This is a genomic window from Clostridium ljungdahlii, from assembly GCF_001636845.1.
Classification (GTDB): domain Bacteria; phylum Bacillota; class Clostridia; order Clostridiales; family Clostridiaceae; genus Clostridium_B; species Clostridium_B ljungdahlii_A.
The window spans coordinates 1-23,200 of record NZ_LITT01000024.1; the positions used below are offsets into that span (position 1 = coordinate 1).

Sequence of the window (23,200 nt, forward strand, 5' to 3'; positions counted from 1 at the left end):
ATCTGGTGGTAATGACGTGAAGGTAACACCCCTTTCCATACCGAACAGGAAGGTTAAGCTTCAGAGTGCCGATGGTACTGCAGGGGAGGCCCTGTGGGAGAATAGGTCGCTGCCAGGTAAAAAAATTAGAGTACTGATTGGTACTCTAATTTTTTTATCATAATTTAATTTTATCTGATGATTACTAGCTCTAATACTCCTACGCATTCTGTGATAGTCGCTTTTCTCCATCTGGATAATCTCCTAAAGGATAAAGACTTAAGTGCTAAAGCACTAAGAAACCTGTTGGTAAGCATCAAGTGAAGTTTTAAACTCCACTTGATGTCAAGAACTTTGTTTATTAAAAAGAATAAATCTTACAATACACTTTTTAGAACTTTTCCTATACTGTCATGTATAACTATATTAGCTTCATTATCATAAGAAGTAGAAGATTTATTTATAAGAACCAAATATTTTCCCTTAAAATAATTAATTAACCCTGCAGCAGGATATACTATTAGGGAAGTGCCTCCTACAATTAACATATCAGCTTGTTGGATGTATTCTACGGATTTATTTAATGTGTCCATGTTTAGACTCTCTTCGTATAAAACTACGTCTGGTTTTATTGTTCCATTACATTTATCACATCTTGGTATAAGACCTGGGGTATTTAGTACGTAATCTAAATCAAAAGATTTTCCACATTTAGTGCAATGATTTCTATGAATGGAACCATGTAATTCTAATACATTGTTTGATCCTGCCATTTGATGGAGACCATCTATATTTTGAGTTACTATAGCTTTTAATTTTCCCATTTTTTCTAATTCCGCAAGAGCGTAATGGGCGTCATTTGGCTTTGCATCTTTGTATATCATTTTTGCCCTATAAAAATCAAAGAAATCCTCAGTATGAGACATAAAAAAACTATGACTTAGCATTACTTCAGGAGGATATGAAAAATTATTTTTAGTTTTATATAATCCTGTTTCAGATCTAAAATCAGGTATTTGCGATTCTGTAGAAACTCCTGCACCACCCAAAAATACAATATTAGTACTTGAATCTACAGCGGATTTTAAATTCTCATAACTCATAAAATCACCTCTGATTAATATTATAGCATATACTTTTTATATGTTTAATTGTTTAGCAAATGTTAGCATATTTTATTTAGCGATAAAATTGTTTTATAGATAAGAGTTACTTATTTTATTTAGCAGCAGGTTTTTTAGTAATTGGAGTTGACAAAAAGTATTTAAAATGATATCATAAGTTCTGTTAAAAAAAGTATGGCGCTATAGCCAAGTGGTAAGGCAGAGGTCTGCAAAACCTTTATCTCCAGTTCAAATCTGGATGGCGCCTCCAATTATATAACAGTTATTTAAAAGTAGCTTATACTGTAACTTGTCAGAGGGTTAACAGTGTAGGCTACTTTTTTATGCTGGCAGACCTTTACTGTGATTTATAGCATAGACCTTTGGTCGCTTGCAGGGTAACGGATTATATTACAGGAGGGCTACAGATGGCAAGAAAACGCATAACAATGAATGGAGTAGAGGCAGTAATTGAACCGTTACACCAAGAACAGGGGCAGAATGATAGCTTTACTATTGGCGAGTTTTTAAGACTACATGAACAGTTTATGACTGTAAAAAAGCTTGAAGGACTTGCAGTTAAGACACTTTCAGACCACATAACTTTTATGAGATATTTAAAGGACTGGCTACATAATGAGGTAAAGGACTATGAGAACCGTGTCGGTGAAAAAGGAGTATTTTTAGAGTATGTGGCATATATGTACAGTAAAAATTACAAGCCTTGTACAATGAATTTAAGATTAAGAACGCTAAAATGTTATTTAAGGTGGCTATATACAGAAAAGATACTACCAGAGGATATTTCAGCTAAAATAAAGCTTGTAAAAGTGCCAAAAGATACGAAAGAGCCTCTAACACCAGCAGAAATAAAGAAGATATTTAAAATATTAGATTTAGCGGAATACTCAAATTATAGAGACTTTGTAATTATGCTTGTTATACTGGACTGTGGAGTTAGAATAAATGAACTTATAAATGTGAAAATTGAAGATTACAACAGCAAAGATAAAACTATTAAAATAGGCGGTGACACAGTGAAGACAAGAGAAACAAGAGTGCTGCCTATCAGTACCAAGACAGCTAAACATCTACAAAGACTTGTAAGTATTGCCGAGGCTAATAATGAAGAATATATTTTCAATTCTACATATGGAGGTAGAATAAATACTCTTAATGTAATCAAAAACTTTGAGAAATACGGGGAAAGGGAAGTTATTAACTATAAGCAGACTACGCCACACCAGTTTAGAAGAACATTTGCTGTAGAATGTGTTAAGGCTGGAATGGATGTATTTACACTACAAAAGATGTTAGGACACGCAAATATAACTGCCACTCGTATTTATGTTAACCTTGATAACAGTCACTTAATAAATAGCCACAGCAAGATTAATATAATTTCAAAGTTTATCTAAAGTATCGGAGGAATATATATGGAAAACAACTCATTTTATGAATTACTGTTATCTAAAAAAGATTGTGGGATACAGTTAGACTTTGATAAGATAACTTATGATGAGCTATATGAATTATCTTTTATAGAAAATATTCCTGATAGTATTGTAGGAGATTTGTTTAGAATTACTAAAGAAGCGGTGAGAAAGAAAAGATATAAGCTAGGGATTAAACTTTAATTTAATGTTAGCATATTTAAAATATAAATTAAGAGGGCGAGGAAAACAAATACAAAACTTTTCCACCTCTTTTTTATTGTTTACAATAATATGGAAAGTTATTGTATAATACTAGTATAAGATGATTTAGTGTAATGTTTTACCATAAGGTATCTTTACATATTAAATAGATGGAGGAGTAAAATGTATTTAGAATTAAAAGATTATCAGATTACTATTAATGGATTTGTATCACGCTGTCACTGTAAATGTAAACATTGTTTATTGTGTTCTGGAGATGAAAAAATCAAACAAGTTTCTTTTGAAAAATTAAAGCAATTAGCTCTAAAATTTGAAGGCTTCAAAGAAAAGTATAAAATGAATGCCGCACTTTGTGTATATAATTGTTCAGAGTATCCAGAACTTAATGAAGCAATGAAAGTGGACGAAAAAATATCATTTTATTCTGGATATCAAAATTTAAATGGGACAAGGATTAGAGAAGGTACCGAACTAAAAGAATGGGTCAATTATTTAAAAGCTTGTGGCGTAAGAAATGCTAATTTGTCATGGTTTGGTGAGGAAGAATTTCATGATGAATTTGCCAATAGAAAAGGATATTTTAAATACCTAATAAATTTAGCTAATGAATTAAAATCCGCAGGTATTTCATGGAACAACACAGTATTTATACTTAAAAGTAGTATAGGTCAACTTGAAAAATTAACTGATAGATTAAAGGTGTTTGGGGAAAACATTCATTATTCATTTTTAGATTATCGCGGAAATGGGAAAAATGTGTTAAATGAGTTTTTGAGGGAAGAGGATAAGGCTATGCTACCAAGGTTCATTTTTAGCACTAATCTCTTTAATAGGAACAAACCTGAATATGAGTGGATTAAAATGATTGAGAAAAATGAACATCCTAAATTAGAAAAGCGAATGATGTTTTTGGTGGCAACACCTGATAACATAGATAGCTATTTGCAGATGACTGTAGAAGACATTTTGGAAATGCTTCATGAAATAGATTATAGATTACAGAATTCAATACCAAGTATTCAATTTTTGGCAGATACATATGGGGATAAAGATAATACTATGTTGTTTGACTTTAGGAGCATTTTGTGGAAGTGGATGGATATGTATTTTGACGAAAATATACATCTTGATAAAACACTTTTATTTTCAGATTTACATACAGGTGTAATGTGGAGATAATAAACATAAATTTCATAGGTGTTGTAGCTTGAAATCCTCTTATAAGCGGAATTAAAGAATAGCAGGATGTGGTACAGTTTCCACCCTGCTTTTTTCTGTAATTCATAGACCATAACAGTAATAAATACTGCTTAACATTGTCCTATCTGTTTTAAGTCGCTACATGACTGCTATCAATAGCAAATACACAAGTTACTAATATACAATGATGATTACTGCTTATATCAACTGCGATTTGTGAAATCGAATTTCTATTACTGTTCACTCGCCAGCCCTTCGGTCTGCCGGTATCCTGTCTTTTATTTCGCTAGGCTACAACAACTGAATGAAGCTTTAGCGGAATGAAGGCGTTAGTTAACAGTTATTATTATCTTATACCTTCTCTGCTGTATATATCAGATAATCACTAATAATAATAGAAAATCTTTCTGAAAAAATACCTTCTATCCATTGGTATTACAGTAATAGAGGACATTTTTATTCAGTGCCAAAACTTACACAAATAATAGGATTTCAGTGCCAAATTCTGCACACAAGTTCAATTAAAAAACACCAGCAGGACAATTATAGTATCCTACTGGCTATGCTGTGCTAATTACTGTAACCTCTCCCCATATATTTTAAACATTTCTTCAAGGTTGCTAAACTTATGATAATCAATGTCTTTAACAGCCCTTCTTACTAACAGAGGGCTAACTAAATAGCTGTTTGTTTCGCTACCATAAGCTTTAAATACTCCAAATACAGGAACTTTATACTGTCCATCTTCAAATGTATATTTAAAGGTCATAGTTAGATAATTATTAAGGTTTCTTCTGCTCATTCCTAAATACCCACATAAACTGTCTATGCTATGAAGGTTGTCCAATTCTTCACCAGCAGTAAAATCTTTTACCAATACACAGCGATTATAGTCAATTAGCGGAAGTATTGCGTATATAAAGCCTATTTCATTTAGTGTTAGCCCAGAAGCTTGTAGAACTCTAATTCCTTCTTTGTATATCCTCACAGAAGTATTAGCCTGCTTATTTACTCCTACAAAATGATATTGACTATCTACCTTAAAAACTGGCTTCCTTGCAGTGCCATCATTAGTTATAATTCCATGTGTTTGCAGTTCATCTATAGCTCTTACAAAAGTTCTTTTAGGCACACCAGTTAGTTCTATTAACTCTGCTGTTGTGTATGGAGTTTTTTTCTGTGTGCAGAGTATATCACTGCCATTCTGTAAATAACAGCATAATAGTAGCAACAAACCTAGTGCAGAGGTACTTAACCTTTTCTCTTTTATTAAATTGATTATATTTAAGAGGTTGCCCCAGTAAAAGTGTTCTGTTACTCTCATTGGCTTGTTAGATTTCTTTTTATACGCTTCATCTTGTTTTCTACTTCTAATATAGTAATCCTCCCTGTTTTCTACAAAGCTCACTGGTACTTTAATACACTCGCCAGTGGAAAGGTCTACTAAATCTCTGTATTCTCTATAACTCATTGCCATCCATCCTTTCAATATCTGAATTAACTAAAGGTATAAAAAAGAACTGCCAGTAATTAGCAGTCCTTGTATATTTCTTCTTCATTCCAGATATAATAAGCCCTGATATTTTTACCTTTTCCAGTAACTCTTTTTACAATAATATTCTTGTATATAAGTGTGTTAATACTTTTAACCACTGTGCCAACTGTTAAGTTTAAGTCCTCGGTAATTTTTCTAACTGGTATAGAAAGTTCCTTATCCATAATTCTTCTGTCAAAGTATATCAGAAGCTTTACTTCATTTCCTGTAAGTTCTTTTAATAGTTGATTACTTATCATTTTCTATTCCCCCTGTATAAATTGGTTAGCAGAAAGCTCTCACTGCTTCGCCTTTAAATCCATTCAGAGTAATAAAAAACAACACATACAAATGTAAACATTATGTAAACAAAACAAAATGATAGAAACTAAAACTAATAACAGGGTAAATAGACTTTGAAAAGTTATTTTTGATGTGTACTTATTCTATAGGCAAGTTGCAGGAAGGTATGGAGTGTGTTCCCTGTTGGATGGGTGGAGTACCTTTACTTTATTTAATAGATTTACATACAGAAATTTGCAGTAATATATGTCTGAATTGATGTAAAGAATTGAAATTAATTTTGATAACAAAATATGATAACAGCAGAAATCGCATAAACTCGGCAATACAATACTGTTATCAAAAGCTAAAAGATATGATAATGCTGTCAGTAAATAACTGCAACATACTTTTAGAAATAGGCTGTAAAACACAGTATTATGAACTAGTTATAAATTGGTATTTTTGATAATTGTCTTATTTCGTTGAACTTTACAGGGACTTTAATCATTCTGCTGTATATAAATGCTGGGGAATGATGTACCGTAATAGCAGTACAAAACATTCTTATACTGTAGGATTACTGGTAATATTTACTGTTAGCTTACTGCAACTTGACGGTTAAGGTTAATGGTAGTAAAATGTATATAACTGTTACATCCTGCAAGTAAAAAAGGGCTACAACCGTTGATATAACAGGAGTTTACCAACTAAATTAACTGGAAAGGTCTGCAAAACCTTTATCTCCAGTTCAAATCTGGATGGCGCCTCCAAAAAGATACAGAAGTGATCTAATTGCTGATTTTTCAGTATATAGGTTACTTCTTTTTTATTGTTTATAGCAGTTTGGTATATTGTGGTACAATTATTATTGTATTAATGAATAATTGTAAAATAGCATTATATAAGAAGTTTGAGGAGGGCATTAAGTGGAAACAAATATTTGGAACACTGCATTAGAGTATTTAGAAAAATCAAGAAAAACATGGTGGAATAATGACTACATGGAGTTTTTAGTAGAAAAGGTATGGAAAATTACAGAACCAGTATCAATTATTGATTTTGGTTGTGGAATTGGATTTTTAGGGGAACTGCTATTACCACTTTTACCTCATGGAAGTACATATACTGGAATTGATATAGCAGATAAATTATTGGAACAAGCCAAAGAAGCATTTCAAGATACAGGTTACAAAACTTACTTTATACAATCTGACTTAAATGAGTATATACCAAAGGAAAGATATGATATTGCTATTTGTCAAACTGTACTACAACATATTCCTGACCCTATTAAGATATTAGAAAAAATGAAAGACTCTGTGAAGCCTGATGGTATGGTTATTTGTATGGAATTGAGCAGGGATGTTTCAGGTGCTTCTTTATATATTGACGGTTTAGATTACAGTAAAATGAATTTACTTGGGATTGAGCAAAAATTACGCAGAAATGATTTAGATAGAATAGGAAAAGATTTTGAGGTTGGATTAAAGCTGCCTGTTTATATGGAAAAAGTAGGACTTAAAAATATTAATACAAGGGTAAATGACTTTATTCAGTATATAACTCCTTTAAACTCTGATTACAGAGAACAATTAGAAGCCTTTATGTCAGGTTCATATTCTAAAAGAATGTCCACAGAGGAAAGAAAAAAATTTGTTTCTAATCTAATTAATAGAGGACTTACACAGCAAGAGGCAGAACATGAATTTGAAAGCATGAAAAAGATTATGGATTATTTGCATGATAATAAAGAAAATATAAGTTTGGTCTGGAGTAACTGTATGTTTATCTCTTATGGATATAATACTGAATTTAAGTTATCACCTAAATACAAAAATAAGAAGTAATATAAATAAATGACTTATGAAGGTTGCTCATCTCACTTTTCATTTCCTCTGTTACTTCGTTTATTATGTTTTGTTTATCGTGCTATTTCAACATTTGTGTGTATCCATAGATAATGAGTATTGAATACTTTTGGAATGAAAATAGCCAATACGATCCATTTCCTAAGATGTATGAATAACTAAACTATATAAAGTGATTCATAAGAAATATTTTCTGCAGCCACGTACTATTGCTTAGTTTTTTATGGAAAGTATACTTGACATCTATACTATGTGGTAGTAATATAAAAATGTAAAGTCAGCTTTCCATATAATTTAGGGAAATAGCTGTTATGTGGAAAACAGGTTATAAGAAGTATTATCTATGAGGAGGAAAAAAATGAAAAATAAGAGTGCTGCAATGTATTTAGTATTTTCACTCATTGGTTTTGTAATTTTAGCTGCAGGTGCTGTATTAGCAAAACTTACAAGAAATGATCAAGGTATCATTCAGACTTTACCATATATTCTTATCGGAATTGGAGGTGGAGTCTTTGGACAAAACCTTGGTACTGCCTTTGACATCTATACTATGAAAAAAAATCCGGAGGTAGCTAAGCAAAGGGAAATTGATGAAAAAGATGAGAGAAACATAGCAATAAGAAATAAAGCTAAAGCTAAGGCATATGATCTTATGATATTGGTATTCGGGGCATTGATGATGGCATTTGCATTGATGGGTGTCAGTTGGTCAGTAGTTTTAGCCATTGTTATTGCGTACCTGTTTGTTGTATTTTCAAATATATATTTTATAAGTAAATATGATAAAGATATGTAAAGCTGTATATGATATAATAAGAGTTTGCCAACTAGATTAGCTGGGGAAAACATTTCTTCCTAGTTCAAATCTGGATGGCGCTTCTATAGTATAAAAAATTGGTGTGTTTTATATTTGTAGTTAAATGATCTATTTCACTACAGATTCTAATACATGTATTTCTCCCTTTTCAAAATTTACTTCTACACTGCTTCCAATTGGTAAAGTTATTCTTGGATATGAATGGCCAGATTGAAAGTTGATTAAAGTTGGTTTTTTTAAGCTAAGTATCCTGTTTTCAAGTATCTCGGTTAAAGTTAAACTTCGTTCATAATGAGGAAGTTCACAATTTGTAAACTGTCCCAGAATAAAGCCTGTACATTTTTGAAGATCACCACTTAATGTCAATTGAGTAAGCATTCTATCAATTCTATAAGGTTCTTCTCCTACATCTTCTATAAATAGTATTTTATTTTCAGTATTTAAGGCATAAGGAGTGCCTAAAAGGCTAGATATAAGGGAAAGGTTACCGCCTATAAGATTACCAGCTGCGTACTCTCCATTAAAATACTGTGTGGGAATATCCTCAGGGTTTTTTATAGCAAAGGGATTATATCCACACATTAAGGTATCTAAAAAACTCTTTAATGTAAAATCATCGAAATTAGAAGTACACATCGGAGAATGAAAGGTAATTATATGACATTTCTCGTATATGCTGTTTAGCAAGGTGGTTATGTCACTAAATCCTGCAAATATTTTAGGATTTTGCTCTATAATGTTGAAGTCAATAGAGGGAAGAAGCCTCATGCTGCCGTAGCCACCCCTTGTGCATAATATCATATCTACACTTTTGTCTGAGAACATATCCATAATATCGGAAGCCCTGTCCACATCCTTACCAGCTAAATAACCCCATTTGTCATATATATGTTTTCCTTCTTTAACATTAAAACCAAGGTTTTTTAAAAATTCAATTTTTTCTTTGATTTTTTCAGGCTTCTCTGCACTTGCTGGAGATACAAGGCCTATAGTATCTCCTTTTTTTAATCTTTTTCCAATCAAAATCATCACATCCTAAAATTAAAATAAGTTCTTTTTCTTTAAAAATAATATAAACACCAAGCAAATTGAAGCTGTTATGGCATATACCATCCAGAAGCCATTTGGAGATTTAGCAAAAGGTATTCCATTTAAATTCATGCCAAAAGAATTAAATATTATATTTGGAATTGCCATAACTATAGTTACTGAAGCTAAGAGTTTCATCACTATGTTTAAATTATTTGATATAACTGAGCCAAATGCATCCATAGTTCCTGTTAAGATATTACTATATATGTTTGTCATTTCTATGGCTTGCTTATTTTCAATTATAACGTCTTCTAGAATATCTTGATCTTCAGGATATTTCTGTAAAAGTTCTAATTTTAACATTTTTTCTAAAGTTATTTCATTAGCTTTTAAGGATGTTGAAAAGTAAACAAGAGACTTTTGTAAAGATAAAAGTTGAATAAACTCTTTATTTTTCATAGATCTATGAAGTTTTTGCTCAATCATTACACTTTTTTTGTCTATTTGTCTTAAATAGAGCAGGTAATAGCTTGCTATTCTATAAAGTATTTGTAAAATAAACCTAGAACGTTTAAATGTGTAAAAGGATTTAACTTTGCCATTTATAAAATCAGTAAGAATATTACTGTTTTTTAAACAAACCGTAATTAAAGTAGACTCTGTATGAATTATAGCTAATGGATAAGAATCATAAGTTAAAGAGTTAACTTCCATTTCTGTAAAAGGAATATCAACTATTACTAGTAGATTATTATCTTCAGTATCTATACGGGACGTTTCTTCTTCATCTAGAGCAGCTTTTAAAAAATCCATTGAAACACCAGATTTCTTTGATATTAAAAGTAAATCTTCATCTGAAGGTGCTACAACGTTAATCCAGCAGCCATGTTCTATGGTATCTACAGATTGTATATTATTTGATTCGTCTATAGTTTTATAAATTGAAATCATGTAATGCCTCCTTGTAAAAATTAGCCGAGTATTTTAGTTGGTTTCTTTATATAGTATATTTATATTATATCTTATGAAAACATACTTTTGAATATATCATTATAAGATATTAATATAAATGCTACTATTTAAATTTATTTATGTGGACAAAATAAGTTTAAGGGTAGAACTGAATAGTATATATTATAGGATATAAAAATCAGAAAGAATTTTTTAAATTGAATATTTTGTGTATTAAGGGTAAAAATTTAAATAACAAAAGTAATAATATTAATTTGTAAGTAGTGCTGCTAGGAGGATGTAGATGAAAAAAAAATATTGTATCATATGTGGAAAACCTTTGAGTGATGGTATAATAATATATGGTAGAGGAATATGTAAAAATTGTGAAGAAAGATTAATAAAATTAGAAAATAATTTAGATTTTTACGAATACTATAAAGAAAGAATAAGTAAAACTATAGCACGTTTTATTATAAGAGGAGAGATAACTCATTGTCAGAATTACCACTTTTAGAAGGAGTTTTAAAATACATTAAGGAAAATAATATATCATTTTGTATGCCAGGTCATAAAAATGGAAGAGGTTTTTATAATACTTCAATAGGAAGAGAATTTATATCTAATATTTTAAAATTTGATATCACTGAAGTAGATGGTGTAGACAATCTTCATAATCAAAAAAGTATGATATTAGATGCAAGTAAGCGTCTTTCAAAGCTCTATGGAAGTAAAAAGTCTTATTTTTTAGTTAATGGAAGCACTTCCGGAAATATGATAATGTTGTTTAGTAATTTTAATGAAGGAGATAAAGTTTTAGTAGAAAGAAATTGCCATAGCTCTATACTAAATGGAATAATTATGAGGAAGTTAATTCCCATATATTTAGAAAATATTATAAGTGAAAAAATAAATGCTCCTATTTGCATAAATTTGGAGCATTTTTTACAAGCACTAAAGAGAAATAAGGATATAAAAGGGATAGTAGTTACATATCCCAATTATTATGGAATATGCAGCAATCTTAAGTTTATAATAAAGGAGGCAAAAAAGCTTAACATAAAAGTATTAGTTGATTGTGCTCATGGGGCACATTTTGGTGTTAATAAAAATTTACCAGAAAGCGCTGTGAAACTTGGTGCAGATATGGTAGTTACTAGTTCGCATAAAACGCTGCCTAGTTTAACTCAAACTGCTTATTTACATGTAAATAATGAAAAATACATAAATAAAGTAGACTTTTATTATAATGCATTTTTAAGTACAAGTCCTTCATACATAGCACTTTGCTCTATGGATTATGCTCGATTTTATCTTGAGAAGTATGGCAGAAGTGATTACCAAAAACTTATAGAGATAACAGAATACTATAGAGATAAGATAAACTCTATAAGAGGATTGAAGGTAATTGGCAGAAAGGATATAATACAATTTAATTCTAAAGAAAGAAAGGCAGTACCAAGTGCAGCAGATATAGATTTAACAAGATATACTATAAATCTAGAACCAGGATACAGTGGCAATTTACTTTTAAATTATTTAAGAAAACTAAATATACAGTGTGAAATGAGCGACAATTCCAATCTAGTATTGATTTTTTCTCCCTTTAATGAAAAAGAGGAGTTTGAAAGATTGTATACTGTATTAAAAAATTGTGATTTAGAAAGAATTAAATGTAAGAAAACAAATAGGATGAAATATGGAATACCTCAAGCCAAGATGATTCCATTTCAAGTTATAGATGTAGAAAAGGAAATGGTAGATTTAGATGATTCGTGTGGAAGGATAAGCGGGGCAAGTGTAATACCATATCCTCCAGGAGTTCCCGTATTAGCTATGGGAGAATTGATAGATAAAAGTGTAATTCAAGTTATTAAATATTATATAAAAAATAATATGGACTTAATTGGAATAAAAGACAATAAAATAAAAGTTGTAAAATAAATTTTGGAGGAAAGCAAATGAGTTTACAAAAAGGAAAACTTATAGTCATAGAAGGATGTGACGGCAGTGGAAAAGCTACGCAGACAGAAAAACTTTATAAAAGGCTTCTAAATGAAAATTATAATTTAAAAAAAATAGAATATCCTAATTATAATAGTGAGTCTTCAGCTTTGGTAAGAATGTATTTAAACGGAGATTTTGGAAATAAACCTGAAGATGTAAGTGCATATGCAGCATCTACATTTTACGCAGTAGATAGATTTGCATCCTATAAGATGGAGTGGAAAAAGTTTTATGAAAATAGAGGAATAATACTTGCAGATAGATATACAACAGCTAATATGATACATCAGGCTTCTAAGATTGATGATCTAGAAGAGAAAAATAAGTTTTTAAAATGGCTTTGGAATTTTGAATTTGATATATTGGGACTTCCTGTACCAGATTGTGTTATATTTTTGGATATGCCTCCTGAATATAGTAAAAAACTTATGACTAAGAGGAATAATAAATTTACAGGTAATGCACAAAAGGACATACATGAGAGAGATTATGAGTATCTGGTTAATTCTTATAAAAATGCTATACATATTGTAGATAAATATAATTGGAATAAAATTTCATGTATAGAAGGTAGTGAAATAAAGACTGTAGATAAAATCCACGAAGATATATATGATTTGATAAAAAAAAGACTATAGTAAAAATTTAATATATTAATTAAAAGTTTCAGTTATATGAGATAATAAGTAGTTATGGTATAATAAATATAAGTTAATTTGAAAAATTTAGGTAATTATTTGTAAAATAAATTACAAGAGGTGATGTTTTATGAAATTAATTATAGCCATTGTTCAGGATGATGATGCTGCGGATCTCTTGGAAATTTTAACAGAAGGTGGATTTAGGGTTACTAAACTTGCAACTACAGGTGGATTTTTAAGAGCTGGTAATACAACTTTACTCATAGGAGTGGAAGAAGAAGACGTTGATAAAGTAATAGCACATATAGAAGATGTATGTAAAACAAGAAATCAAATTATAACAACTCCTTCATCTGTAGCAAGTTCTACAGGGGTATATATGCCATATCCTGTGGAGGTAGAAGTTGGAGGAGCAAATATATTTGTAGTAGATGTAGACAAATTTGTAAAGATTTAACAGGGGGTATGCTGAGTTGGAATTTTGCAATATAATAGGGCATGAGAATATAAAACTCCAGATAAAAAATTCTGTAACTTCCAATAGATTTTCTCATGCCCATATTTTTGTAGGAGAAGATGGGATAGGTAAAAGTCTTCTTGCTAAAGAAATAGCTTTAGATATATTGGGAAAAAAGCAGATGAAGCAGTATGTAGATATAATTGAATTTAAAATGGCAAAAGGTAAAAAATCCGTTGGAATAGAGGAAGTAAAAAATATAATAGAAGAAATGAATAAAAAACCTTATGAGGGTGACAAAAAAGTAATAATACTATATAATTCAGATAAAATGACAGAAGCAGCTCAAAATGCATTATTAAAAACTATAGAGGAACCTCCTAGTGGAAGTTTTATGTTACTTTTATGTGAAAAGTTAGATGGAATATTGGATACCATAAAGTCTAGATGTCAAGTATATAAACTTAATAGGTTAAGCCAAAAAGAAATGGAGATTTTTTTAAATGCCAAGTTTCCTAACTTATCCACTGAAGAATTAAGATCTGTCTTAGCGTTTAGTGATGGAATACCTGGAAGAGCAGAAAAATTTATTTCGGATATATCTTTAAGTGAAATGAGAAATATAATTTTAAATATATTTAAAGAATTAGGCCATGAGAATTTTAGTTCTTGTTTAAAACTTTCAGATTGTATATCTAAAGACAAGTACGAATGGCAGGAGGTACTAACTTGTATTTTGTCATATATAAGAGATGTACTTGTATACAAAGAAACAGGTAATAGAAAATTTATTATAAACATTGATAAATTTGAAAATATAAAGGCTATAGGAGAAATGTTTTCATTTAATAAGTTGAATGATATTATTAATATAGTAAAGGATGCTAGAGAAAAATTAGAAAGCAATGTAAATAGAACTTTAGTTTTTAATTCTATGTTGGTGAAAATGCAGGAGGTATAAAAATATGGTAACAGTTATAGGAGTACGTTTTAAAAAGGCCGGTAAAATATATTATTTTTCACCAGGTAATTTAGATATAAAAAGAGAAAATAGTGTAATAGTAGAAACAGCAAGGGGAATAGAATTTGGTGAGTGTGTTATAGAACCAAAAGATATAAGTGAGAGAGACATAGTTTCACCACTTAAAAATGTTTTAAGGATAGCTACTGAAGAAGATATACAAAAATATAATGAAAATAAAGAAAAAGAGAAAAAGGCTTTTGATATATGTATTGAAAAAATACAACAACATGAATTAAATATGAAGCTTATAGATGTAGAATATACTTTTGACAACAATAAGGTTATATTCTATTTTATAGCTGACGGACGAGTAGATTTTAGAGAATTGGTGAAGGATCTTGCATCCATATTTAGAACAAGAATAGAGCTTAGACAGATAGGAGTAAGAGATGAGGCAAAAATGATAGGGGGTCTTGGGCCTTGCGGCAGAGCTATGTGTTGCTCTACATTTTTAGGCGATTTTGTACCTGTTTCTATAAAAATGGCAAAAGAACAAAATTTATCATTGAATCCTACTAAAATATCAGGAATATGCGGAAGACTTATGTGCTGTTTGAATTATGAACAAGATACTTATGAAAAAATAAGACAGAGGTTGCCTAAGATAGGGTCTGTAGTTAGTACACCTGATGGAAAGGGAGAAGTTATAGATAATTCTGTAGTAAAGGAAAGTGTTAAAATAAAGATAAAAGTTGAAGATGGTGATGATATAGTAAAAGAAGTGCCTATAAGTGGAATTAAAGTAGTTTCAGGAGGATTTGAAGGCAGTATAGATGAAAATGAGATAAAAATTGATGAAGAAACAGAAGATGCAGATATGATTAAACAATTGTTTAAGGAGGATTAAGGAGGAACATATGAAATCAGTATTTAAAATTTCTAATATACGTACTTCTGAGGATGTTAATAAAATAAGAAAAGTTATTTCCAGTAGTGAAGGGGTAATAGCCTGCCAAATAAACAAAGAAAAAGGAAAAGTAAGTATAGTATATGATAATTACTTTATAACAGAGAACAAAATTATCCAGTGTATAGAAGATTTAGGTTATGCAGTATTATAAGGCATTTTCAAAGAAATAACTAGTCAGTATGCTAGCCTATTTTTTATCATACTGCGTCGGTAGAACCCTTAGATAGGATTCACTATCTGCGGAATCTGCCTCCTTATCTGATAAAAAATATTCGTCGCATCTTTGACTTGTTATTTTCTTTCAAATGCCTAAAATTATCTTTTAAAATTATAGCAAATGTGATAAAATACAGGGGATGAAAACATTATCTAAAAGTTAAGGAGGTGTTACATAAGATGGCATATAAAATTACAGAAGAATGTGTAAGTTGTGGTTCATGTGCTTCAGAATGTCCAGCTGATGCTATAAGCCAAGGAGATAGTCAATTTGTAATAGATCCAGAAAAATGTATAGAATGTGGAAACTGTGCTAATGTTTGTCCAGTAGGAGCACCAGTTGAAGAAAACTAGTTTTTAGAAGGTCACCATAAGGTGGCCTTTTTAATTTATATAAATATCAAATTCTGTATAAAGAGTAAGTTATTTTACACGAATAATTAATATAGATAGGAGATTAAATAAATTATAGTTAGAAAATGTACTAGATGGAGGGAAAAATGGATATATCTGTTGTTATATTTACGATATTTGGAATTGCTGCAGTAACAGCTGGTTTTATGATGGATGGGGGAAACCCTATGGCACTTTTTGGACCTGCGGCAGCTGTAATAGTTTTTGGTGGAACATTTGGAGCTGTAGCTTTATCATTTCCATTAGACGTATTAAAAAGAGTACCTAAAATATTTAAAGTGATTTTTAATCCTAGAAAAGCAAGTTTAGTTGATTTAATTTTATATTTTAAAGATGTATCCTATAAAACTAGAAAAAATGGTTTGTTAAGTTTGGAAGGTGAAATATCCAATGACCCTAATTTAGATCCTTTTATAAAAAAAGGTCTTCAGCTTGTAGTAGATGGAGTAGATCCTCAAGCTGTAAGAGACATACTAGAATTGGAGCTTGAATCCACATCTGAGAGACATAAGCAAGGGGCAAGTGTATTTGAAAGTGCAGGAGGATATGGACCTACTATGGGTATTATAGGTACAGTTATGGGAATGGTTCATATTTTAGGTAGCCTTACAGATACAGCTAGCTTAGGAGGTAAAATAGGAAGCGCATTTTTGGCTACATTATATGGTATAGGATCTGCAAATCTATTATGGCTTCCATTAGGTAATAGATTAAAGCAGCAAGATGAAAAGGAAGTTAAGGAAAAAACTCTTATAATTGAAGCAATACTGTATATTCAAGAAGGTATAAATCCAAATACTATAGCAGAAAAATTAAAAGGATTTTTGAACAAGCAGGAATTGGCAAAATATGAAGGAATGGATGGGAAGGCTGAATTATGAAGAAGAAAAATAAAAAACCAGATGAAGGACCAAGTGCAGAAAGATGGATGCTTAGTTATGCTGATTTTATGACGCTTCTTATGATATTCTTTGTAGTTATGTATGCTATGAGTCAGGTAGACCAAACTAAATATAATAAACTTTCTCAATCTCTCAGTATAGCAATGGGAGGCGGAAAAACAATAATAGGTGCTGATAATACTTCTAGTGTCAAAGATAGTGTTAAAACAGTAGATAAGCCAACTGAAAGTGATCAATCTGAAGAACAGGTTAAGATGGAAGCAAATAAATTAAAGCAATTGAAAAAACAAGTGGACTCATATCTTGCGGCTAACGGATTAAGCCAAAGTGTAAGCTCACAGATAGATGAAAGAGGGCTTGTTGTGAGTTTAAGTAATACTTTGTTTTTTGATACAGGAAAAGCTGAAATAAAACCTGAAATCCAAAATACATTAATGGGAATAGGAAAAATGATAAATCAAATGGGAAATTCTATAAGGGTGGAAGGACACACAGACAATGTACCTATTAGCAATAATGAATATGCATCTAATTGGCAGTTATCTTGTGCTAGAGCAGCTAATGTCACTCAGTTTTTACAAAATAAAGTAGGTATTAAACCTGAAAAGCTTACATCAGTAGGTTATGGAGAATACAGATCAGTTACTGATAACTCTACAGATGCAAATAGAGCTAAAAATAGGAGAGTAGATATAATTATAGAAAGCAATAAATTTAATAGTATTGAACGTGGAAATAGTACAAGCAGCAGTACTAACAGTTCGCAGGGTACCTCACAGACTACAACTACAGATCAACAAAAGGTAAATCAATCTCAACAACATTAAACATAGTTAGTAATATATTATTTATTAAATCCCTTAATTTTAACGGGATTTTATTTTTTACAAAAATTTAATAATAGCTAAGTATCTAATATTTGACAATATATTTAATTTAAATTACAATTTAAATTAATATGTAAACTTGCGTAAGATAAATTTTATAAGTGAGGATGTTCAAGTGAAATTGAAGTTAGTGAGAAGTGATGAAACATTAGATGACCTACAAATAAACGGAATATGTATTATACAGAAAAAAAATAGCTTTAGGTTTGGGGTGGATGCTGTTTTACTTGCAAATTTTGCTAAAATTAAATCTAAAATGAATATAATTGATTTGTGCAGTGGAACAGGGATAGTACCATTTATAATAGCTGGTAAAACAAAGGCTGAGCATATAATAGGTATGGAAATTCAAAAAGATATGGTAGATATGGCAACTCGTTCTGTAATTTTTAATGGCATGGAGAAAAGAGTTGAATTTATTCACAGAGATTTAGTAGATTTTGAATTTTTAAAAAAGTTACCAAAAGCGGATGTAATAACGGTAAATCCACCCTATAAATTAAAAAACTCGGGAATTACAAATGCCCAATATGAAAATGCAATATCAAGACATGAAATATGCTGTACGTTAGAAGACGTTATAAAGGCAGTAAAGATTTTATTAAAAGATAATGGAAAGCTATATATGATCCATAGACCGGATAGGCTTGTAGATATAATGTACACTATGAGGAAATACAATATAGAGCCAAAGCTGATGACAATGGTACAGCCATGTGCTAACAAGGCACCTAATATGGTACTTATAGAGGGACAAAATAATGGAAAGCCGTTTTTAAAATGGGAAGCACCTATATGTGTACATAAATTAGATGGAAGCTATACAGATGAAATTGATAGAATATACGGAAGATGTTTAAGGAGATAATGTGTAATGGGAAAACTTTTTTTAGTGGCAACTCCTATAGGAAATTTAAGTGATATAACTTTAAGAGCTCTTGACACCCTTAAAAATGTAGATTTAATAGCAGCAGAAGATACCAGACAGAGTTTAAAGCTACTAAATCATTTCAATATAAAAAAACCACTTATAAGTTGCCATAAATATAACGAAAATGAGAAAAGTAAATTATTAATACAAAAGTTGAAAGATGGTAAAGATATAGCTCTAGTAAGTGATGCTGGGACACCAGGTATATCAGATCCGGGAAGCATTATGGTGAAGAATTGTATAGAACAGGAAATAGAATTTGAAGTCCTGCCTGGTGCCACTGCAGTAACAACAGCTTTGGTTTACTCAGGACTAGATACTTCAAGGTTTACATTCATTGGATTTTTACCTAGGGAAAATAAAGATAAGAGGAATATACTAGAAGGTGTAAAAAATAGAACTGAAACATTGATATTTTATGAAGCACCCCATAGACTGACAAATACTTTAGAAGTATTGGCAACCGTCCTAGGTAATAGACATATAGGTATTTGTAGAGAGCTTACAAAGGTTCATGAAGAAATATTGAGATTTACACTAGAAGAAGCTATGAATTATTATAAGAGTAATGATGCAAAAGGGGAATTTGTACTGGTAGTAGAAGGTAAGGATGAAAAAGAACTTTTAAGAGAAGAAAGTGAAAGATGGATAAATTTGTCTATAGAAAAACATATAAAAATGTATATGGAAGATGGAATAGATAAAAAAGAAGCTATAAAAAAAGTAGCTAAGGATAGAAAACTTTCAAAATCTGAAGTTTATAAGCATTCTTTAAAACTATAATAAAAAAACAGCAAGTTTAAAATTTGTATAACATTTATTAAATATCGTTAATAAATACAGAATATAGATGACAAATTACCAGAAAATAAGCTGGTTTTATTAAAAACTTATAATATCTCTGATATAAATTTTCTATATGTGTTGAGGTATATACCAATTTAATGGTATAATGGAAACATGTTATTTGCGAATTTGAGTTTTTTATGGTTATAAGGGGCTGAAATTTGTAAGCTGTTAAGTATTTTACGAGGAGGTAGAAAAGTTTTGAATAAAAAAACCTTATCTGTTGCAATTGCATTAACTTTGGCATTGTCAACAGGGGCAAATGTTTTAGCCGCGCCAGGTGTATCAAGTTCATCGACTTCATTAGAGCAGGTTAAACAACAAAAGCAGGAATTGGAAGTTAAAGCTGAAAAAACGGACAATCAAATAACACAAGCTATGAATGATTTAGAAAATAACAAAAAAAGTATTGCCTCAGTTTCTAATAGTATAAAACAAACTCAAGCTAACATAGATTCTGTCCAAGCTAGTATAGAAAGCCAACAGAAAGTATTTAATCAAAGAGCAAAGGCTATGTATACAAATAACATGGGTAATTACCTGGGAGTAATATTAAATGCAAGTAATTTAAACGATTTTATATCTAGGGTAGATAATGTTGGAAAAGTGATGGGTTTTGACAAGAATGTTGTAGGCGATTTAAAAAGTAAAAAAGAGCAATTAGCTAATGGAAAAGAAAAATTAAATAATGAAAATAATAAGCTATTGGCACTAAAGTCAGAAAATGAAAAAAAGTTGGCCAAGCTTAATAGTGATAAAGAAAGTGCAAAAAATGTAATAGCATCTTTAGATGCACAAGAAAAATCTTTAGAAATTACTGATCAAGCAACTTTAAAGGCAATTGCTTCAGCTGCAAGTAACGTTAGTGCTTCAAGGGGAGGTACTATAGTATCATCTGATGCAGTAGTAGCATATGCTTCTAACTTTTTAGGCGTTCCTTATGTATGGGGAGGAACATCTCCATCAGGGTTTGATTGTTCAGGATTGGTTCAATATGTATATGCAAACTTTGGAGTTACTTTGCCAAGAACTTCAGAGGAACAGCAAAATGTTGGTACACCTGTATCAAGAGATGAGCTTCAGCCGGGAGATTTAGTTTTCTTTGGTTCTCCAGCATATCATGTAGGAATGTACGTAGGTGACGGTCAGTTTATTGAAGCACCACATAGAGGACTTTCAGTTAGAATAGCAGCTTTAGATAATAGATCAGATTTTACAGGTGGAAGAAGAGTTAGATAATAATTTAGTTACATATTATTTTAAATTTCAGTATACATACATAGTTAAATTCACTTTTGTAATTGAGGATTTAACTATGTTTTTATTTACAGATTTAAAAACAAAGGGTATGATATGGTAAACAAAGGATAGAAAACTTCCAAATGTGAATTTTATAAGAATTTTCAAGCCTATAGTTAGAAAATAAAGGCAAGTTTAAAATTTATATATTTTTTATGAAAAACTGTTAATAAAAGCAAAGCATAATTAATAAATTGTTAGAATGATAATTGATTTTATGAAAAAGTTGTAATATTTCTTATATAAATTTTCTATACGTGTTGAGATACATACCAGTTTAATGTTATAATAGACATACGTTACTTGAAAATCTCAGATTTTTGGGGTTATAAGAAGCTCAAATTTGTAAGCTATTAAATATTTTATGAGGAGGTAGAGAAGTTTTGAATAAAAGAACCTTATCTGTTGCAATTGCATTAACTTTGGCATTGTCAACAGGGGCAAATGTTTTAGCCGCGCCAGGTGCGTCAAGTTCATCGACTTCATTAGAGCAGGTTAAACAACAAAAGCAGGAATTAGAAGTTAAAGCTGAAAAAATGGACAACCAAATAACACAAACTATGAATGACTTAGAAAATAACAAAAAAAGTATTGCCTCAATTTCTAATAACATAAAACAAACTCAAGCTAATATAGATTCCGCCCAAAAAAATATGGAAAATCAGCAGCAAGTGTTCAATCAAAGAGTAAAGGCTATGTACACAAATGGCATAAGTAGTTACCTGGGAGTAATATTGAATGCAGATAATTTAAATGATTTTATATCTAGGGTAGATAATGTTAAAAAAGTAATGGGTTTTGATAAGAATGTTATAGGAAATTTAAAAGATAAAAAAGAGCAATTAGCTAATGGAAAAGAAAAATTAAATAATGAAAATAATAAGCTATTGGCACTAAAGTCAGAAAATGAAAAAAAGTTGGCCAAGCTTAATAGTGATAAAGAAAGTGCAAAAAATGTAATAGCATCCTTAGATGCACAAGAAAAGTCTTTAGAAATTGCTAATCAAGCAACTATAAAAGCAGTTGCTTCAGCTGCAAGTAACGTTCAACAAAGTGCTTCAAGAGGAGGAAGTTCTATAGCATCATCTGATGCAGTAGTAGCATATGCTTCTAACTTTTTAGGAGTTCCATATGTATGGGGAGGAACATCTCCTTCAGGGTTTGATTGTTCAGGATTGGTTCAATATGTATATGCTCACTTTGGAATTGATTTACCAAGAACTTCGCAGGAACAGCAAACAGTAGGTACAGCTGTATCAAGAGATGAACTTCAGCCAGGAGATTTGGTTTTCTTTGGTTCTCCAGCGTATCATGTAGGAATATATGTAGGTGGTGGACAGTTTATTAATGCACCTAAAACAGGAGATGTAGTTAAAATAGCATCTTTGGATAATAGATCAGATTTTACAGGTGGAAGAAGAGTTAGATAATAGTTTAATGACATATTGTTTTAAAATTTAAATATACATACATAGTTAAATCCATTTTGTATTTAGGAAATTTAGCTATGTTTTTTTTTACCTTAAATTGTCCAATGGCTATCTTAACGTAATATTCTCTTTTTCCATTAAGTAATATTCATTTATAAGTTGAATACAGAAAAAAGACCTACATTATAATTATAATGCAGGTCTTTTAAATAATAATTATTTGCCTTCTTTTAATTCATTTAAACAACTTTTGCAGATGTTCTTACCTCTATAATTTACAACGTCTCTTGCGTCACCGCAGAAAATACATGCAGGCTCATATTTCTTTAATATAATTTGTTCACCATCTACATATATTTCTAAGGCATCTTTTTCAGCAATGTCTAAAGTTCTCCTTAATTCTATAGGAATGACAATTCTTCCTAGCTCGTCTACTCTTCTTACAACACCTGTTGATTTCATTGATCTTCCTCCTCTAATTCCATAATTCGACACGACTATAATTAGATAATAGCAAAAATTACATTAAAAGTCAATATAATTTCATAAAACATTTTACAAATTTCTAATCAAATTCCATCTAAAGTTAATATACTACCATAATATTCAAAAGTCAATAACAATATTAATAAAAGTTTATAATATATGATAAACAAGGATTTAAATGTAAGAAATTAATATTTAATAAATGAGCAAATTTCATAACAAATTATGGAATTAAAGTAGACATTCATAACCATCTTATTGTATTATATTTCTGCTAGAAAACATAAACAAAGGATGAATATAAATGTCTACAGAAAATAATA

25 protein-coding genes, 1 tRNA gene and 1 rRNA gene are annotated in these 23,200 nt (G+C 30.4%); 21 read left to right on the forward strand and 6 right to left on the reverse strand.

The annotated features are described in order from the left end of the window. Nucleotide 1 precedes the first annotated feature (1 nt). Nucleotides 2-118, forward strand: a 5S ribosomal RNA gene (gene rrf, locus WY13_RS11635). Nucleotides 119-356: 238 nt separating this feature from the next. Here the strand turns inward: rrf and WY13_RS11640 are convergent. Then, on the reverse strand, nucleotides 357-1,082 hold the full coding sequence (locus tag WY13_RS11640; protein ID WP_063555830.1) for an NAD-dependent protein deacylase: 726 nt from the start codon (nucleotides 1,080-1,082) through the stop codon (nucleotides 357-359). 197 nt (nucleotides 1,083-1,279) lie between these two features. Here WY13_RS11640 and WY13_RS11645 point away from each other — a divergent pair. From WY13_RS11645 to WY13_RS11660, 4 genes are all read left to right on the forward strand, one after another. After that, nucleotides 1,280-1,353 (forward strand) — tRNA-Cys (locus WY13_RS11645). A gap of 157 nt (nucleotides 1,354-1,510) precedes the next feature. Beyond that, complete coding sequence (locus WY13_RS11650; protein WP_063555831.1) at nucleotides 1,511-2,500, forward strand: tyrosine-type recombinase/integrase; 990 nt, start codon at nucleotides 1,511-1,513, stop codon at nucleotides 2,498-2,500. A gap of 18 nt (nucleotides 2,501-2,518) precedes the next feature. Further along, on the forward strand, nucleotides 2,519-2,719 hold the full coding sequence (locus WY13_RS11655; protein WP_063555832.1) for a hypothetical protein: 201 nt from the start codon (nucleotides 2,519-2,521) through the stop codon (nucleotides 2,717-2,719). 183 nt (nucleotides 2,720-2,902) lie between these two features. Next, entirely contained in the window at nucleotides 2,903-3,919 is a 1,017-nt protein-coding gene (locus WY13_RS11660) for a radical SAM protein (RefSeq protein WP_063555833.1), read from the forward strand. Between the two features lie 595 nt (nucleotides 3,920-4,514). Here WY13_RS11660 and WY13_RS11665 read toward each other — a convergent pair. Further along, on the reverse strand, nucleotides 4,515-5,411 hold the full coding sequence (locus WY13_RS11665; RefSeq protein ID WP_063555834.1) for a hypothetical protein: 897 nt from the start codon (nucleotides 5,409-5,411) through the stop codon (nucleotides 4,515-4,517). A 59-nt stretch (nucleotides 5,412-5,470) separates the two neighbouring features. Continuing rightward, nucleotides 5,471-5,734 (reverse strand): hypothetical protein, encoded by a 264-nt coding sequence (locus WY13_RS11670; RefSeq protein WP_063555835.1) that lies wholly within the window; start codon nucleotides 5,732-5,734, stop codon nucleotides 5,471-5,473. A 951-nt stretch (nucleotides 5,735-6,685) separates the two neighbouring features. On the opposite strand from WY13_RS11670, the gene WY13_RS11675 reads away from it, so the two are divergent. Both WY13_RS11675 and WY13_RS11680 read left to right on the forward strand, forming a co-directional pair. Next, nucleotides 6,686-7,606: a methyltransferase gene (locus WY13_RS11675; protein WP_063555836.1), complete on the forward strand. Its 921-nt coding sequence runs from the start codon at nucleotides 6,686-6,688 to the stop codon at nucleotides 7,604-7,606. Between the two features lie 379 nt (nucleotides 7,607-7,985). Then, nucleotides 7,986-8,423 carry a DUF6442 family protein gene (locus WY13_RS11680; protein ID WP_063555837.1) on the forward strand — a complete coding sequence of 146 codons (438 nt, stop codon included), beginning with the start codon at nucleotides 7,986-7,988 and terminating at the stop codon, nucleotides 8,421-8,423. 129 nt (nucleotides 8,424-8,552) lie between these two features. On the opposite strand, the gene WY13_RS11685 is transcribed toward WY13_RS11680, so the two are convergent. Beyond that, nucleotides 8,553-9,467, reverse strand: a complete 915-nt coding sequence (locus WY13_RS11685; protein WP_063555838.1) for a S66 peptidase family protein — start codon at nucleotides 9,465-9,467, stop codon at nucleotides 8,553-8,555. An 18-nt stretch (nucleotides 9,468-9,485) separates the two neighbouring features. Next, a complete protein-coding gene (locus tag WY13_RS11690) occupies nucleotides 9,486-10,427 on the reverse strand; it encodes a magnesium transporter CorA family protein (RefSeq protein WP_063555839.1) in 942 nt (313 codons plus the stop codon). A 304-nt stretch (nucleotides 10,428-10,731) separates the two neighbouring features. Here WY13_RS11690 and WY13_RS11695 point away from each other — a divergent pair, with 304 nt between their 5' ends. The 14 genes from WY13_RS11695 (at nucleotide 10,732) to WY13_RS11760 (ending at nucleotide 22,391) form a co-directional block, all read left to right on the forward strand. Beyond that, nucleotides 10,732-10,944 (forward strand): sigma factor G inhibitor Gin, encoded by a 213-nt coding sequence (locus WY13_RS11695; RefSeq protein ID WP_063555840.1) that lies wholly within the window; start codon nucleotides 10,732-10,734, stop codon nucleotides 10,942-10,944. Further along, nucleotides 10,923-12,371, forward strand: a complete 1,449-nt coding sequence (locus WY13_RS11700) for an aminotransferase class I/II-fold pyridoxal phosphate-dependent enzyme (protein WP_063555841.1) — start codon at nucleotides 10,923-10,925, stop codon at nucleotides 12,369-12,371. The genes WY13_RS11695 and WY13_RS11700 overlap by 22 nt, the downstream gene beginning before the upstream one ends. A gap of 17 nt (nucleotides 12,372-12,388) precedes the next feature. After that, a complete protein-coding gene (locus WY13_RS11705; RefSeq protein ID WP_063555842.1) occupies nucleotides 12,389-13,072 on the forward strand; it encodes a dTMP kinase in 684 nt (227 codons plus the stop codon). A 130-nt stretch (nucleotides 13,073-13,202) separates the two neighbouring features. Then, nucleotides 13,203-13,532: a cyclic-di-AMP receptor gene (locus WY13_RS11710; RefSeq protein WP_063555843.1), complete on the forward strand. Its 330-nt coding sequence runs from the start codon at nucleotides 13,203-13,205 to the stop codon at nucleotides 13,530-13,532. A 16-nt stretch (nucleotides 13,533-13,548) separates the two neighbouring features. Continuing rightward, nucleotides 13,549-14,493, forward strand: a complete 945-nt coding sequence (locus tag WY13_RS11715) for a DNA polymerase III subunit delta' (protein ID WP_063555844.1) — start codon at nucleotides 13,549-13,551, stop codon at nucleotides 14,491-14,493. A gap of 4 nt (nucleotides 14,494-14,497) precedes the next feature. Continuing rightward, nucleotides 14,498-15,403 (forward strand): PSP1 domain-containing protein, encoded by a 906-nt coding sequence (locus WY13_RS11720; protein ID WP_063555845.1) that lies wholly within the window; start codon nucleotides 14,498-14,500, stop codon nucleotides 15,401-15,403. 10 nt (nucleotides 15,404-15,413) lie between these two features. Next, a complete protein-coding gene (locus WY13_RS11725) occupies nucleotides 15,414-15,617 on the forward strand; it encodes a heavy-metal-associated domain-containing protein (protein ID WP_063555846.1) in 204 nt (67 codons plus the stop codon). A gap of 245 nt (nucleotides 15,618-15,862) precedes the next feature. Next, a complete protein-coding gene (locus WY13_RS11730; RefSeq protein ID WP_063555847.1) occupies nucleotides 15,863-16,036 on the forward strand; it encodes a DUF362 domain-containing protein in 174 nt (57 codons plus the stop codon). A gap of 146 nt (nucleotides 16,037-16,182) precedes the next feature. Further along, nucleotides 16,183-16,977, forward strand: coding sequence for a flagellar motor protein (locus WY13_RS11735; RefSeq protein ID WP_063555848.1), 795 nt, complete (start codon nucleotides 16,183-16,185; stop codon nucleotides 16,975-16,977). Continuing rightward, nucleotides 16,974-17,825 (forward strand): OmpA/MotB family protein, encoded by an 852-nt coding sequence (locus tag WY13_RS11740; protein WP_063555849.1) that lies wholly within the window; start codon nucleotides 16,974-16,976, stop codon nucleotides 17,823-17,825. The genes WY13_RS11735 and WY13_RS11740 overlap by 4 nt, the downstream gene beginning before the upstream one ends. A gap of 175 nt (nucleotides 17,826-18,000) precedes the next feature. After that, nucleotides 18,001-18,753 (forward strand): tRNA1(Val) (adenine(37)-N6)-methyltransferase, encoded by a 753-nt coding sequence (locus tag WY13_RS11745; protein ID WP_082848481.1) that lies wholly within the window; start codon nucleotides 18,001-18,003, stop codon nucleotides 18,751-18,753. A 6-nt stretch (nucleotides 18,754-18,759) separates the two neighbouring features. Continuing rightward, the gene (rsmI, locus tag WY13_RS11750) at nucleotides 18,760-19,599 is read left to right on the forward strand and encodes a 16S rRNA (cytidine(1402)-2'-O)-methyltransferase (protein ID WP_063555851.1); all 840 of its coding nucleotides are present in this window, start codon (nucleotides 18,760-18,762) and stop codon (nucleotides 19,597-19,599) included. A gap of 264 nt (nucleotides 19,600-19,863) precedes the next feature. Then, on the forward strand, nucleotides 19,864-20,901 hold the full coding sequence (locus WY13_RS11755; RefSeq protein WP_063555852.1) for an NlpC/P60 family protein: 1,038 nt from the start codon (nucleotides 19,864-19,866) through the stop codon (nucleotides 20,899-20,901). A 443-nt stretch (nucleotides 20,902-21,344) separates the two neighbouring features. Further along, entirely contained in the window at nucleotides 21,345-22,391 is a 1,047-nt protein-coding gene (locus WY13_RS11760; protein ID WP_063555853.1) for a C40 family peptidase, read from the forward strand. Between the two features lie 216 nt (nucleotides 22,392-22,607). On the opposite strand, the gene WY13_RS11765 is transcribed toward WY13_RS11760, so the two are convergent. Further along, a complete protein-coding gene (locus WY13_RS11765) occupies nucleotides 22,608-22,853 on the reverse strand; it encodes an AbrB/MazE/SpoVT family DNA-binding domain-containing protein (RefSeq protein ID WP_013236841.1) in 246 nt (81 codons plus the stop codon). Nucleotides 22,854-23,200: the final 347 nt, after the last annotated feature.

What these genes read in the sequence shown, in the direction of transcription:
- WY13_RS11640 (WP_063555830.1), bottom strand. Translation starts at nt 1,082, where the DNA reads ATGAGTTATGAGAATTTAAAATCCGCTGTAGATTCAAGTACTAATATT.
- WY13_RS11765 (WP_013236841.1), bottom strand. Translation starts at nt 22,853, where the DNA reads ATGAAATCAACAGGTGTTGTAAGAAGAGTAGACGAGCTAGGAAGAATT.
- rsmI (WP_063555851.1), top strand. Translation starts at nt 18,760, where the DNA reads ATGGGAAAACTTTTTTTAGTGGCAACTCCTATAGGAAATTTAAGTGAT.
- WY13_RS11720 (WP_063555845.1), top strand. Translation starts at nt 14,498, where the DNA reads ATGGTAACAGTTATAGGAGTACGTTTTAAAAAGGCCGGTAAAATATAT.
- WY13_RS11725 (WP_063555846.1), top strand. Translation starts at nt 15,414, where the DNA reads ATGAAATCAGTATTTAAAATTTCTAATATACGTACTTCTGAGGATGTT.
- WY13_RS11660 (WP_063555833.1), top strand. Translation starts at nt 2,903, where the DNA reads ATGTATTTAGAATTAAAAGATTATCAGATTACTATTAATGGATTTGTA.
- WY13_RS11680 (WP_063555837.1), top strand. Translation starts at nt 7,986, where the DNA reads ATGAAAAATAAGAGTGCTGCAATGTATTTAGTATTTTCACTCATTGGT.
- WY13_RS11650 (WP_063555831.1), top strand. Translation starts at nt 1,511, where the DNA reads ATGGCAAGAAAACGCATAACAATGAATGGAGTAGAGGCAGTAATTGAA.
- WY13_RS11670 (WP_063555835.1), bottom strand. Translation starts at nt 5,734, where the DNA reads ATGATAAGTAATCAACTATTAAAAGAACTTACAGGAAATGAAGTAAAG.
- WY13_RS11735 (WP_063555848.1), top strand. Translation starts at nt 16,183, where the DNA reads ATGGATATATCTGTTGTTATATTTACGATATTTGGAATTGCTGCAGTA.
- WY13_RS11730 (WP_063555847.1), top strand. Translation starts at nt 15,863, where the DNA reads ATGGCATATAAAATTACAGAAGAATGTGTAAGTTGTGGTTCATGTGCT.
- WY13_RS11690 (WP_063555839.1), bottom strand. Translation starts at nt 10,427, where the DNA reads ATGATTTCAATTTATAAAACTATAGACGAATCAAATAATATACAATCT.
- WY13_RS11695 (WP_063555840.1), top strand. Translation starts at nt 10,732, where the DNA reads ATGAAAAAAAAATATTGTATCATATGTGGAAAACCTTTGAGTGATGGT.
- WY13_RS11665 (WP_063555834.1), bottom strand. Translation starts at nt 5,411, where the DNA reads ATGAGTTATAGAGAATACAGAGATTTAGTAGACCTTTCCACTGGCGAG.
- WY13_RS11710 (WP_063555843.1), top strand. Translation starts at nt 13,203, where the DNA reads ATGAAATTAATTATAGCCATTGTTCAGGATGATGATGCTGCGGATCTC.
- WY13_RS11705 (WP_063555842.1), top strand. Translation starts at nt 12,389, where the DNA reads ATGAGTTTACAAAAAGGAAAACTTATAGTCATAGAAGGATGTGACGGC.
- WY13_RS11740 (WP_063555849.1), top strand. Translation starts at nt 16,974, where the DNA reads ATGAAGAAGAAAAATAAAAAACCAGATGAAGGACCAAGTGCAGAAAGA.
- WY13_RS11655 (WP_063555832.1), top strand. Translation starts at nt 2,519, where the DNA reads ATGGAAAACAACTCATTTTATGAATTACTGTTATCTAAAAAAGATTGT.